Origin of the sequence: Lentibacillus salinarum (assembly GCF_042679865.1) — a bacterium.
Classification (GTDB): Bacteria; Bacillota; Bacilli; order Bacillales; family Amphibacillaceae; genus Lentibacillus; species Lentibacillus salinarum.
The window spans coordinates 76,063-89,267 of sequence record NZ_JBHTNH010000020.1 but is presented as its reverse complement, the minus strand read 5'-3'; the positions used below and the strand labels follow the sequence as shown (position 1 = coordinate 89,267).

At 39.3% G+C, this 13,205-nt stretch carries 11 protein-coding genes; 9 read left to right on the top strand and 2 right to left on the bottom strand.

The window, feature by feature from the left end; translation table 11 throughout:
* Positions 1-350: 350 nt before the first annotated feature.
* The 7 genes from ACFQ4A_RS09685 (at position 351) to ACFQ4A_RS09655 (ending at position 8,206) form a co-directional block, all read left to right on the top strand.
* Positions 351-941 (top strand): hypothetical protein, encoded by a 591-nt coding sequence (locus tag ACFQ4A_RS09685; RefSeq protein WP_382399997.1) that lies wholly within the window; start codon positions 351-353, stop codon positions 939-941.
* 1,072 nt (positions 942-2,013) lie between these two features.
* A complete protein-coding gene (locus ACFQ4A_RS09680) occupies positions 2,014-2,679 on the top strand; it encodes a hypothetical protein (protein WP_382399995.1) in 666 nt (221 codons plus the stop codon).
* Positions 2,680-2,707: 28 nt separating this feature from the next.
* Positions 2,708-3,463: a Panacea domain-containing protein gene (locus ACFQ4A_RS09675; protein ID WP_382399993.1), complete on the top strand. Its 756-nt coding sequence runs from the start codon at positions 2,708-2,710 to the stop codon at positions 3,461-3,463.
* 225 nt (positions 3,464-3,688) lie between these two features.
* Entirely contained in the window at positions 3,689-4,225 is a 537-nt protein-coding gene (locus ACFQ4A_RS09670) for a transposase (RefSeq protein ID WP_382399991.1), read from the top strand.
* 2 nt (positions 4,226-4,227) lie between these two features.
* Positions 4,228-5,004, top strand: a complete 777-nt coding sequence (locus ACFQ4A_RS09665; protein WP_382399989.1) for a transposase — start codon at positions 4,228-4,230, stop codon at positions 5,002-5,004.
* A 381-nt stretch (positions 5,005-5,385) separates the two neighbouring features.
* The gene (locus ACFQ4A_RS09660) at positions 5,386-6,774 is read left to right on the top strand and encodes an alkaline phosphatase (protein ID WP_382399987.1); all 1,389 of its coding nucleotides are present in this window, start codon (positions 5,386-5,388) and stop codon (positions 6,772-6,774) included.
* Positions 6,775-7,621: 847 nt separating this feature from the next.
* Complete coding sequence (locus ACFQ4A_RS09655; RefSeq protein ID WP_382399985.1) at positions 7,622-8,206, top strand: Wadjet anti-phage system protein JetD domain-containing protein; 585 nt, start codon at positions 7,622-7,624, stop codon at positions 8,204-8,206.
* A 26-nt stretch (positions 8,207-8,232) separates the two neighbouring features.
* Here ACFQ4A_RS09655 and ACFQ4A_RS09650 read toward each other — a convergent pair whose 3' ends face one another.
* Both ACFQ4A_RS09650 and ACFQ4A_RS09645 read right to left on the bottom strand, forming a co-directional pair.
* Positions 8,233-8,406 carry a hypothetical protein gene (locus ACFQ4A_RS09650; protein ID WP_382399983.1) on the bottom strand — a complete coding sequence of 58 codons (174 nt, stop codon included), beginning with the start codon at positions 8,404-8,406 and terminating at the stop codon, positions 8,233-8,235.
* Positions 8,407-9,122: 716 nt separating this feature from the next.
* Positions 9,123-9,347, bottom strand: coding sequence for a hypothetical protein (locus ACFQ4A_RS09645; protein ID WP_382399981.1), 225 nt, complete (start codon positions 9,345-9,347; stop codon positions 9,123-9,125).
* A gap of 933 nt (positions 9,348-10,280) precedes the next feature.
* On the opposite strand from ACFQ4A_RS09645, the gene ACFQ4A_RS09640 reads away from it, so the two are divergent.
* Together ACFQ4A_RS09640 and ACFQ4A_RS09635 are read left to right on the top strand one after the other, a co-directional pair.
* Positions 10,281-11,174, top strand: coding sequence for a glycine betaine ABC transporter substrate-binding protein (locus ACFQ4A_RS09640; protein WP_382399979.1), 894 nt, complete (start codon positions 10,281-10,283; stop codon positions 11,172-11,174).
* A gap of 203 nt (positions 11,175-11,377) precedes the next feature.
* Entirely contained in the window at positions 11,378-13,105 is a 1,728-nt protein-coding gene (locus ACFQ4A_RS09635) for a serine hydrolase domain-containing protein (protein WP_382399977.1), read from the top strand.
* Positions 13,106-13,205 lie beyond the last annotated feature (100 nt).

Sequence of the window (13,205 nt, the reverse complement as noted above, 5' to 3'; positions counted from 1 at the left end):
CAATGTGGATATCATAGTTGCTAACAGGGTGACAGATGACTCGAGGGAGAGGATTTATACGCGCGATTTGCTTTAGTCGGGATATCACATTTTAAAAAAGGGATTTGTATAGAACGCCTTTATGTGCAGATTTCATTGATGTTCGCCTGTTGTCTTTCAAAGTGGATTTATCATTGATTATAATATATCTTAACTGTTGTTCCATGAATAACCGTTACTAGGACTTCCGGGATATGGTTGACGAAAGGAGTCATGAACTAGAGGCAGGGTAATGTTTGGTTTTTAAAAAGAACCATGAATAGGACAATCTTCCTAAGTAATATGTATTAAAAAAAGGAGGGTGCTTGTTTATGGAGACATCAAGAAAGTACAGATTAAGAAATGCAACAGACCAAATGTCTGTGCATGAACAAGAAGTCTTAAGGAGTGAAGCGCAAAAATTACAACAATATCATCTATCTGTTTCAGAAGCTGTATATTTCGGTAATTTAATATATCTTCCGGAAAAACAGGAATTAGCCAATCCATCCCATGTTAAAATCCAATCATCCAAGAAAACAAGGATCGATTATATAGCGAAACTAAAGAACCCGGAACTCATAACGGCATTAGAAGAATTGCAAAGGAAGTATGATTTAAAACAAGGCGACTTGGATAAAATTTCAAAACGGATGAATAAAATAAAAAAAGAATATGATGATGTTCAAAATAATGTGAATCAGTTAATAATTGAAATGGAGAAGTACACCGATCAGGTGGTTAATGAAAAACAGTTACAAAGATATGTAAAAAGTATTGAAAGGAACTGCAACAACTTGGAAAATTGTCTCACTCTGGAAAACCCTGAAGCTCTTTCAAATGAAACAAGAAAAGAGCTTGTTAATAAGATAAATGTTTTGCAAACTTACATAGATGATTTCATAAAGCAAATGTCAATATAGCGCTGCCGCTGTTTAGTGCAAACATAGGTTGGTCCTGAGTGCCTGTCACTTTCTAAATGTTATCGGTATTGTGGAAGGCTGCTTCATCACTACACTACGTAGGTTCCCGTTAAAAAAGTGTCATTACAGCTGAACATGACACTTTTTTTATTTTTGGGTCGATTATCGTGTAAATCGTCCTTCTTAATAGTAAAAACGCACAGGCGAATCATCCTTCTCCAATATCCCCCGCTGATACCCCCACCCTCTTCAGTTGTTCCGTATCGGCCCATGTCTGGAAATAATGTCAATCTTAAGCAGGAAAACAAATGGATAATCCAGAAGTACTAATATAATACAAATATTAGGAAAAATGTTGTGTAATATTGATAATATAAATAAAATTTTCTGTTAGAGGTGAACTAAATAAATATACTGGAACAATTTGGATTAAACTGAAGCAGGGGCTGACTAAGTTTTAATAATATAAGCTTGCCTTATATAACTGCTAAACTAAAGCAGACAGTTTTCGCTAAATAAAAATGAACACTTCGGGGGAGTTTGAATCGCCTCTTTACCCCTTATGAGTTAATTTTAGTGATAAAAACGAACAAATGTTCTTGACTTTTAGTGAAATATAGATTATATTATATCTAACCAATCATAAAAAGTTTAAGGGATGATGCTGTGATTGCATCCTGTATTGGCTTGAAAGGGATTGAAAGATATCGTGTCAAAGCCTATGTAAAGTTTTTCCAAGTGTGGAAGGAGCAATATTGTTGATTTGCCGGATAATTCGATGAAAGTAAACGTAAAATAAAATATATGTAGTAGCCAATGATCATCTATAATTGTTTTATTTCACATCCCATAACATCAACTTTTTCGTGTCTAAAATCGTGGATCCATTATAGTTTCCCGTTGTTGCCTCCTAGGGTACTTTTCCTTTTGACTCCAGGGAACAAAGTAAATTATGCTTAGCAAATTCAATTTTCAAATAATGATCGATCAAATAGAGATAACTCCTGTTTGCTCGTGTTATACTTATTGTGTATACTTGGGTTGACATTGGAAAAACTAAGGGGTAGTCAACGTGTCAATTTCACATAAATACAGTATTGCTGATTATAAAAAGATTATTGATATTATTTGTGAAAAACACAATAAATATAACCTTGAATGGCTTGGAACTCAAAAGGATAATACATTTAACTTTAAAAAGAAACAAGTCAGACATGTTACTTCAAATGACCCAAAGAATATGGATGATTTTATAGATGCAGACTTTCTGGATTATATGGAAAGTTATCAAATGGGGCTGTACGATCTGTATGCTGATGTCGTAATGGAGCTTTCATCGTCCAATGGCATACCAATCACTGGAAGAGTGAAGAACGACGATTCAATTGTCTCAAAACTTCATCGTAAGAGGTTTGATGAAAAAGGTAGCTTTTCAATTAACAAATATTTAAACGATTTACTTGGTTTCAGACTCGTGGATCAAGACTTTGTACCTAACTTTCATAAGCTTACTGATTATATCAATCTTAAAAATGAGGGCGAAAACAGGATTAGAGCAAGTGAACGCCAGATAAAGGATTATAAAGCTTTTCATATCTACTTTATGGGAGTGCATAATACCTGTTTTCCATTAGAGCTTCAAGTTTGGGATGCTCAGTACGAACGGTCTAATTTAGACTCACATAAGGTTTATAAAAAGGATTATACACATTGGCCAACCAAATATCGAGATGTTTGATGGTATTACGAAAAAGGAGGGATTTGCTATGTATGAACATTTAATATTACTTCACAGCGATTATAGTGAAGGGAAGCGTATTGCTTTTCATCAGGTGCATAAGAGCGTGCTCGGCTTAAAGGACTTTAAAGAGCTGACTGATAAATTAAAAGCATTCTATCCTGAATTGTCTTTCGGCTTTCATCATGTGAAAACTGACGCAAAAACTTGGGAGTCAGTTGTAGAGTACGACAAGTTCTTTCAAGAGGTGTTTCCGGTTAATAAGTTTGAGACGTTTACCCGCTTTCTTGCTGATGAAGATGAAATAACCTCGTTCGATATAGCAAATCTTATCACATCTAAACTTGAATGTACGCATTTAAAATTACAGAAGTTGCTTTACTTTTTCTATGTAAGCTATGTTAAAAAGTATGCTGAAGCTCCTTTTAAAGAAAAATTAGTTGCCTGGCAGCACGGACCAGTAGTAGAAGAGGTATATGATATGTATAAAAAATACGGTAGAAGTAGTATAAATGAGCCTGCCGAGGATAATGACGTCTTGATTTATAAAGATGATGAGTTTAAGTTATCGGTATACTCACGTTTTCTACAGACCTCAAGCTATGGTAAATATCTAGATGTGCTTGATAAGACTCTCGATAAGTACGAAAGTTATAATGCATGGTCATTGGTGAAATTAACACATCAACCAGGAACGCCCTGGGACATTGTGACTGAAGGAGGTAGACGCTTAAACAAAGTAATCGATGAAGATTTGATAAAAGAATTTACGATGAAACACTAGTTTTTCGAATGCTGTCACTTCCCGAGTTTTTGTCCATGGTGTGAAGTTGTATGTGCCGTAATAAAAAGAAAGGGGAAGGAAAGGATATGCAAAAACCCGTTCAATCCTCTAACTAAAAGAGCGTGTTCAAAAAGCCCCTAAAAAATAAAAATGCACCCTATGCAAAATATGGTAAAATGGGAGTTGCGAGACAACCAAAAATACCAATTTGCGAGGTGCATTTTCATGGAATTACAATTGGAACTAGTTCCTTTCCACTACTATAACACACTCGGCTTTGATGTGGAACTGATAGATTACATTGATCATGTCGATGATTCCATTGTGTTAGAAAAAATAAAACCACTGTACAAGGATGGTGGCCGACCACCAGCGGATCCGCGGACATACTTTCGGATGCATTATCTTTATTTTGCGTTGCCAGAGGTGACATCTTTTCGGCATTTATGTAATCAACTGATAGATCCTAAAAATCAAGCTTGGCGCAACTTCATCGGGACACCCAATATAAAAGATGTACCTGTTCATAGCAGTTTAAGTCACTTCCGAAAATATGTGACACCGGAGTTATTTTACGAGATTTTATTTGATCTGATCGGTCAAGCGTTAAAGTTGGATGACTTTATAAAACCAGACCTTGCCGGCATTGATTCCAGACCCGTCTATGCACATGTGAACGGCTATAAAAAGAAGCGCTGTAAGTGTGAAGACAAAAAACTTGCGATTGTGAAAAAACGTATTCGGACCCTGATGCAAAAGTAGGGGTGCAACGCAACAAAGCGAACCAGAATAAATTTTTTATTGGGTACCGCAAGCATTCTATTGTATGCCCAACACCAACAGGACCCATCGTATTGTTGTCCATTATTCTTCCGCCGGACACAGCTGATATTGATGTGCTTCTCCCATTGGTTGAAAAACTTAACCAAATTGGGGATCTAAACGTGGATTACTTAGTAGCTGATCTGGGCTACTTTGGCGCAGAGGCTCAGGCTGCATCATTGAATGAGCACGATGTAGCGGTCGTGACGGATTTTAAAAAGAATACGGTCATTCCGGAAACATGTTCTCCAGGAGGAAAGCCCGAGTGTCAGGCGAGGCATGAGCTAATCTGGGATGGATTTGACAAAGAAACCAATACGTCCTGGTTTAACGGGGACGAAAGCAAATGCATGGCCTGTCCACTTCAGGCAGCCTGCGATAAACAGTTCAGCTTTTCCTTTGAAGAAAACCCGTTCTTTTATGGACCGGTTCCACAAGGCTCGGAATTACAATATCATATGCTTCGTTATCGGAAGCAAGTGGAACTAGCTTTTGCCCATGAATCGAATCAATTAGATTCTGTCATGCGCCATAAAAAAGTGCCTGTAAAAACAACGAAAAGGGTACAATCCTTTTTTATCATGCGCGATACATTTCGACTGATTAAGCGAATCATTAAGCATGTACGAGATACAGTTTTACCCAAAAATCATGTGGAAAAAATAAAGGAATTACAAAGGCAGCAAGTTGAACACATCTCATTACCTTTAGCTGTTTAATTCCACATTAATCAAACAGTTTTAAAAATCCTGTTTACGTCCAAGGGGGAAGTCCGTCTTTTTTTCGGTGAATTTATATTGAAAATTCAGTTTACTAATCTGCCGACGAATGGATTTACTTTCATTTCCAGTTTTGGGCGTTCGGTAGAAACAATACGACTCAAATTTTAATTAATATGGTACTTTTTGAACAACCTCATATACGATTATGGTCGCGTGAAAATACAGATAGATTTGATTTTCTAACTTCCGGCAATAAACAAGTATGTCCAACATTAATTTCAAATTGTAAAAATTAATAAATAGCTAACATTATATTAATCTTGTTTTAATAGTCATACGTTATGCTTGTCATAGATTAAATAAGAGAGGAGAGATTGGATGTTTCGAAAAGCTGGAGTAGTTGCACTGAGTGCGGGACTTTTATTGACTGCCGGGGCTACTGGTGTTATGGCGGGTGGATCGCCTGACTGGGCTGGCCCGCCGGATTGGGCCGGGGGACCTGGTGGGCCGCCAGATAATGGAAATGGCAATCAAAAGGTGGAAAATGTCATTTATATGATTCCGGATGGTTTTAATGCCGATTACGCCACCAATTACCGCATGTACAAAGACGAAGAAGCGGTGTGGGATGAGCATATGAAAGGCATGTTCACGACCTATTCTGCTGATTCGAGCATTACGGATTCTGCAGCCGCAGGGACAGCCATGGCAACTGGGGAAAAAACGGATAATGGTGTAATTGGTCTTAATCCAGAAGGAAACGAGCTGGAGACGATTCTGGAAGCATCTGCCGACGAGGGAATGGCATCCGGATTGGTTGCGACATCTACCATTACACACGCAACGCCGGCTTCTTTTGCCTCTCATGTAGAGGACCGCAATAATGAAACAGCGATTGCACCACAGCTGCTCGCAGGCGAGGTAGACGTATTGCTTGGCGGTGGGAAAAATAACTTTCTCCCTGAATCGGAAGGTGGCAACCAGGAAACCGATAACCTGATTGCACAAGCGGAAGAGCAAGGTTATGAATTGGTAGAAACACAGGATGCGTTGCTGGATTCAGAGATTGATATCGAAGACGGGGAAAAATTACTCGGCCTATTTGCAGATGACGCGCTTGCACCTGAAATGCACCGCGATAATACGGAAGAGCCAAGCTTGGCTGAGATGACAGAAAGTGCCATTGGCAATCTGGAGCAAGATGACGACGGATTTTTCCTGATGGTGGAAGGTAGCCAGATTGACTGGGCAGGTCATGCCAATGATGCAGCATGGGCCATGCAAGATACCGAAGCCTTTGAAGCGGCAGTTGAAGAAGCCATTGAATTTGCGGAAGATGATGGTGAGACGCTTGTTGTTGTCGGCGGTGATCATGAAACAGGCGGCATGACGGTTGGAGCCGGCGAAAATGCGGATATGAACGTTAATCCTTCTGTTCTTAAAGATGTTACGGCAACAGGCGATCACATGGCCTCAGAATTAAATGATGATCGCTCCAATGTAAATGAGGTTATCGAAACGTACACAAACTTTGAACTATCCGAAGCAGAAGCACAGACGATTCAACAAGCAGATGATGCTGCACTGGCGATCAATACAATCATTGGTGACCAGGCACTCATCGGCTGGACAAGCACGAACCACACCGGCGTCGATATTCCGGTATACGCGTACGGCCCGCAAGCTGATAAATTTACAGGCTATCTGGACAATACCGATTTACCGAAAATTATGGCTGGAGCATTGGGCGTTGAATTAGGCGAATGATTGTCTATTCGCCTGTAGAAAGAGCTTACCTTGAGGGGTAGGCTTTTTTATTGGCTTGGTAGTTTGTAACTTCTTTTTAATGAAGGAGCTGTTACTTTCCGAGTGTATTTTTTATAACTTACGCAAATGTGACGGCGGGAGTGGTTGGTATCTTTCAGTTAAATATATTGAAATAAACGAGGTCGATTGTATTCTTGTTTTGCGATTGTATGATGGATCATCCTTAATTTTAGAGTTCTATTTATTTTTCTGTTTCTACATAATCTATTGAATTCTTGGTGAAAGCAACGACCTTTTCACTGGACTTTTATAGAAAACTAAAATTAAAAATAGGCAAAAAGAACCATTAATTTTCTTGATAAAAGGAATTGGAATTTTTACACTCCTTAAATAAAACGGATAGGAGGTGACTTTTATGCTAGGTGAAACTACGTGTCCTCACTGTGGAAAAAAGACTTGGTGGAGTTAAGAAACCTGTGATAATTGCGGTAGAGTGTTCAAGTAAATATTATTGAATAATAGCATAAGCAATAGAACCAATAAACAGCCAGTTATGTTAGGCATAAAAAACTCAATCAAACGCAGAACAAGTCTATATGCAGTAAAACAGTCTTTCATATTAGTTATCCTAGTGGTAGTTTACCTATTCGCAATATTTTTCAAGATTAGCTGACAAACAACAGTAGCTGATGCAACAGGATATGAGAAGGTCACTCTATCATAAATGTATTTGCCGTCGTAAGCATACATTTATGATAGAGTGCTTCTCTTTTTTTGGCTAGAAAAATGCCTCATTTTCCCTCGAGAAATATTTTACACATATCAATTACTGGGTGAGTATGGCATTATGAATAACCCCCAGCTTATTCATATGTCCGGAAACATTGTAATCAATAAGGGTGGAAGAAGTATAGATTTTTCTTTGTTTACACCGGATTTCGATGTTAATCCTCAATTTTTTAATGATTGCGATATTGAATCAGTACAAGCTAACGCTGTGATTACAATTGAAAACCTGACATCCTACCACGATTATTTGTTTTATAAAGCCGAACATAAATTGAATGAAATTGTATTATATCTAGGCGGTTATCATAATTACGGCAGACGACTGATATTAAACAAACTAAAAAACTTTATCGCCGCTTCCAACTTATCAGTTCCATTTTATCATTGGGGTGATATCGATCTACATGGGCTATATATTTGGAAACATTTGCGGGATAAAACACGAATTGATTTCCAGCCGCTTTATATGGATGCCTCATCATACTTACGTCACTTGGACAAAGGAAACCCAATCACGAAAACAGATCTGACGCAGATGGAAAGTTTGTTGGATCAAGAGGAATTTGCAGTTTTTCATGAATTGATCTGCCAGATGTTGAACCATAGGAAAAAAATAGAGCAGGAAGCAATTATATTAAAATGACAGAATAGCAGATTATTTTATACCAATTAAGTCCACGCTTCTACACATATAAGAATCAGTTCAAATCGTGCGAAGAACAGCCCTGGTGCCTGGATCGGCTTGTTCGTTTGGATGTTTGTCGGTTCATTGGCAGTTTGCTCAATCAGCGTTGTTGGGAGCTGTTTTTTCCAGTGTTTGATGTATCTGTGTACAGTGCTCATGATGGATCGTTTTATAAGGTTGTGGCATCGCGGTCTCCTGAAGGTCGCTGTCGTGCTGCTCATCTGTCTTGATTTGCGACATCATACGGTAAGTTGCAGCCGCCGGGTGTCACGGCAATGTAGCCTTTTTCTTGCAATTCGGCACGGGCGCGTTTAAAGGTTGTGCCTTTTACACCGGAAGTTACTTCGATGAATCTGGCCGGGACGGAAAATGTCTGCTGCCAGCCGCTACACTGTTGAAATGCATTAACGTGCGCCAGACAGCTACAGCTGAGCTTTATAGCGGGTTGAAGGTGATTTGGTCATAAAACGCATTGATTTCTTTAATATAGTTCATATTGATTCTCCATTAACTAAGTGCCGGCTGATTTCCCAACTTTTGTGATAAATACAATCTGGGATTGAGGCCGATTTTTTTAATGTTTAATCAATCGAGCGTTACACATACTCCGAGATTCTACAGAATAGATATTGAGATCGCCGAACAAAAGATAGATGTCTTCATCCCTATAATCGAAATGAATGCAGAAAAAGTGGCATTTTACGGACAAAAAATAAAAAGTATTTTTCATTATCATGCCCCCAAACCCGGATTTGTTTCGATTATAAATATGAAGGATGATCTATTGTCCTCCTACATCCCGAGGTGGGACTCTTTTCTTACTTTATTTGATTTATGAGAATGAATATGAGGATCATGGAGGTTGATGTATGTTTTACGGAAGTACGCATCCAAAGTAAGCGGGGGACATTCCTTTTAACCGCCTCCAAACCGTCACACGCAATCCCGGTCCGTTCCAGTTGTTTTGCCTGTATATAATGCGAAACATCAGCAGCTGCCGGACATTTGTAGCCAGTTCTTTCTGCGTGAGATTTTTCACCAATCGATATCCTCGCAAGTGCTTTCCCAATAGTTTCATGTATAATTTCTTATCTTCCATTCCGGTTCTCCTTTTTTCAATTTATTATCAGTTGAAATGCAGGAAACTGGAACAATTTATAAGTTGAATTTTTACAATTTAAATGTCCACTAGAGTAGAAATCCTTAAACGGTTCTGCATCAGTATTCATTCCAGATTTTGTGACCATCTTTGATTGATAGGCTTGTTTTTATGGCAGGCATCGCTCTAGTTTGATGAAAGAAGTGGAAATAAATGTCTGGTAATAGTCTTGTTACGTCAGGGAAAACTTTCCTTACACCTTTCTCAAACACGCTTTCGGCAATGTTCAAATTTTTTCATGTACAATCTGGTTTATCCGGCCTTGCTCATCCCGGATGCCTCCGATATTTGATCGAGTCTCATGGAACCCCTGTTTATAAATAATGCCAAGTATACGTCCGACGGTTGTTGACACACCGATTATTCACATGTTACTTGCGATTTTTTCTATGAATTGACCTTAAACTCGCAGTAGTCCATCGAATTTTTGACCTGCCATTTGCGGCTTCGTGATCAATTGAATGTTACCCTAACGTATTTGAACAAAATTAATAACGAGCATTTTCAAGGAATAGCCAGAAATATTGAGAAAACATGTGATAAACTTTATACAATTATTGACTAATTGATTATCTGATTTCATATGGGGGGTAGATTTGGATTGTTAATATTCGATTAAGTAACGGGAGTATGTAATGAGGGTGAAATGAGATTATGAAAATAGTTTTGGGATAATTTAATCAAGAATTAGGAAAAGACTTAGATGCAACGAGTCAGCTTATAGAACAAGTTGCCCATCAACAGAAAGGTATTAATCTTTCCTAAGTTTTCGATATATGGATTTGACCAAAACAATTCGTAATGCATGATGTCATTTATTGAAATGATCGGGCTTACAATAAACGCTATTTAATATGTTAGGAGAGATTTAAAATGAGGAAAACACTATTTATTCTAATCACAATTTTATTATCAATAACTATGTACGGTTGCTCATCAAGTGGTGATACAGATGATACAGGAGATACAGGAAATGAGGACAAACCAACATTAACTTTTGGCGTCACAAATTGGACAAGTACCGTTCCACCAACGAAAATAGCAGGTAAAATTTTAGAAGACATGGGCTACGACATAGAAGAAACAAATGCCGATGCTGGCAGTGTTTATACCGGTATGTCAAATGGCGATATTGATATATTTATGGATTCGTGGTTTCCAGCACAAAGACAATATATCGAGGAGTACTCTGATTCAATAGAAAGTATTTCTGTCAGTTATGAAGATGCAAATTCAGGAATGGTGGTTCCCAAGTATATGGAGGATATCAATGACGTTGAAGATTTAAAAGGCAAAGAGGATATCGTAAATCATGAAATGTTTGCAATTGGTGAAGGCGATCCGGCAATGCAGGACATGAAAAAAGTGATTGATTTTTATGATCTTGACATTGAAATGACCAATTCCTCAGAAGCAGCTATGCTGGCAGCTGCTGAAGCAGAAATGGAAGAGGAGAACCCTGTTTTGTTTTATGGATGGCGCCCGCATTCGATGTTTGATAAGTACGATTTAAAAATACTAACAAATAAAGAAGCAACAGCCCAGGAAGGATTGTTTGATTCGAGTACTATTAATGTTATTGCTAATAAGGGATTGGAAGAGAAAGCACCAGAGGCATATGAGTTTTTAAGCAACTGGCGTATATCCATGGAAGATATGGAACAAATGATCGCCGAAATTGATGGTGGTAAGGATCCCGACGACGTCACACAGGCGTGGATTGATAACAATCAAGATAAGATTGACGAAATAAAAAATGCAAATTAAGAAATGGTTACATGTTGTTTATTCAAATTTTCCATAAGCGTCATTGATTTCATGACATGACGGTCAAGCGTTTTGCTTGATCGTCAGTTTAGTGACCCCATAATGGTACGAATCTTAATATGGGACAACTTAACCCTTGCATTCAAACTTATGGAAAGAGAATCTTTCATGATTAGACATAGACAGGAGAGGACCATGACATTATGAAAATAGCTAACGATCCAATTATGTGGAAAGAACTCATCGAGGGAACGGAAGTCAGTGGCCTAACAAAGAATTATCGATTTGCCGCTCCCGATAACGCTCAAGGCCCTTCTACGGAATTTGAAGGTACGTTGAAGCTTGAGGGTACACACATGGGTATGAGCCCAAAGTTCAGTACGAATAAAGTACACGACAAAGATATTACCTTTTTCCCAGACGTGTCTTTAGAATTTTTTACTGTAGATGACAAATATCTAGTTCCTGTGACTCAGGATGTTGTTCCAAATGGCGCGCTGGAGAACACAAGAAGCTACTGGGATATCATTGTTCAACCGGGGCGCGTTTGGTGTAACGTTGACCAGGATAACAGCTGGAATCGTGCGTCATTTCCATTTTCTCTCGTCAATCGCTTGGAAGGCGAAACGCATATAGGGATCGCCATGTTCCTTTATAAAGAAGATAACGTTTCACATGTTCGATTTCAAATAGTTGCCCAAACAGGTCCCTTCGATGTACCGAGCCACTTCAACGCCTGGGGAGTTACGAAAGCATCATATAAGCCCGGCGGAATCGATAACCTGGAGCATCACAAAACAGTCTATCGTCGCCATCTCGAAAATCGCTTTCCAACCGCACCACTCGATGAATTAAAACAAAAGGTCGGGGTCAAGAATTTAGCGGCGTTTAATGGGGCAAAAAACACAGCGGAGGAAAAACATGTTCTCCAGACTGGTCTGCTTTACGAGGGGGTGCTATATCGATCACCTTGCCATTTTGCTGCTGGTCCATTTCCGTATTGCGATGACATTCGTTATGGCGTTTGGTCAGTGACAAAAACAGCGATGATGAACGTTGCGATGTTACGTTTAGCTGAAAAGTATGGGCGTGGCCTGCTTGATGAGAAAATTGCTAACTATATAAAAATACCAGAATCCCAAAAAGAGTGGCATGATGTCACTTATCTGGATATGGCTAACATGGCTTCAGGACGCGGTGCCACCGCAGATGATCCAACATGTTATTTGTGTGATTATCATCGATGGTATTTAGCGCCATCGAAAAGTGAAAAGATTACGGAATCATTAGATTATCCACGGGTTTGGGAGCCCGGAACGACGTACAACTATCGGGATCAAGACGCATTCCTTCTCGGCGTTGCTCTTGAAGCGTATCTTCGGAGTAAGGAGGGCGAGGACGCCACGTTGGGCCAGTTGCTCAAGAAAGAAGTGTACGAACCAATTGGTATTTACTACGGGCCAGTAAATGACACGATCGAGGAGAATGGATCATCTGGTCATCCCAGAATGGATTTCGGTTATCACGCTACACTGGATGACTTGGCTAAAATTGCATTGCTCTATGAAAAACGCGGTAACTGGAATGGCAACCAGATACTGAATCGCCAGTTGGTGGACAGCATCTTGCCAAAACAAGTTCCTCCTGCTTTAGCTATTCCCAAGGGAGAGAAGAATGCGTTTGGGCCTAAATATTATGCCATGAATTGGCACATTGAGCCTTATCGTTCACCAGAAGGGCGTGAGCTTTATCTGCCGAATATGAAGGGATACGGTGGTAATCTTGTTACGCTCATGCCTGGCCACGTAGTTGGCTTGCGAATGGCAAACGCCTTAACATCTTCGGATTCGGATGACTTTGATTCGACGGTCTCCCAAGCGAGGGTAGCCGATCAACTTGTATCTTTTTGCAGGGATGATGATAAAAAATAACAACGATTAGCGCGTTTGAATAAGCTGTGGCTGACGCTACCCCTACCGCTTTAAAGGTTATAATGGCTGACTTGAGTCTGGGATGGAATGAGCGCGTTTG

Bases quoted from the DNA above. Each gene is read 5' to 3' on its own strand.
- ACFQ4A_RS09645 (WP_382399981.1), bottom strand. From the start codon at position 9,347: ATGGAAGATAAGAAATTATACATGAAACTATTGGGAAAGCACTTGCGA.
- ACFQ4A_RS09655 (WP_382399985.1), top strand. From the start codon at position 7,622: ATGAATAACCCCCAGCTTATTCATATGTCCGGAAACATTGTAATCAAT.
- ACFQ4A_RS09675 (WP_382399993.1), top strand. From the start codon at position 2,708: ATGTATGAACATTTAATATTACTTCACAGCGATTATAGTGAAGGGAAG.
- ACFQ4A_RS09670 (WP_382399991.1), top strand. From the start codon at position 3,689: ATGGAATTACAATTGGAACTAGTTCCTTTCCACTACTATAACACACTC.
- ACFQ4A_RS09650 (WP_382399983.1), bottom strand. From the start codon at position 8,406: ATGAGCACTGTACACAGATACATCAAACACTGGAAAAAACAGCTCCCA.
- ACFQ4A_RS09660 (WP_382399987.1), top strand. From the start codon at position 5,386: ATGTTTCGAAAAGCTGGAGTAGTTGCACTGAGTGCGGGACTTTTATTG.
- ACFQ4A_RS09640 (WP_382399979.1), top strand. From the start codon at position 10,281: ATGAGGAAAACACTATTTATTCTAATCACAATTTTATTATCAATAACT.
- ACFQ4A_RS09685 (WP_382399997.1), top strand. From the start codon at position 351: ATGGAGACATCAAGAAAGTACAGATTAAGAAATGCAACAGACCAAATG.
- ACFQ4A_RS09635 (WP_382399977.1), top strand. From the start codon at position 11,378: ATGAAAATAGCTAACGATCCAATTATGTGGAAAGAACTCATCGAGGGA.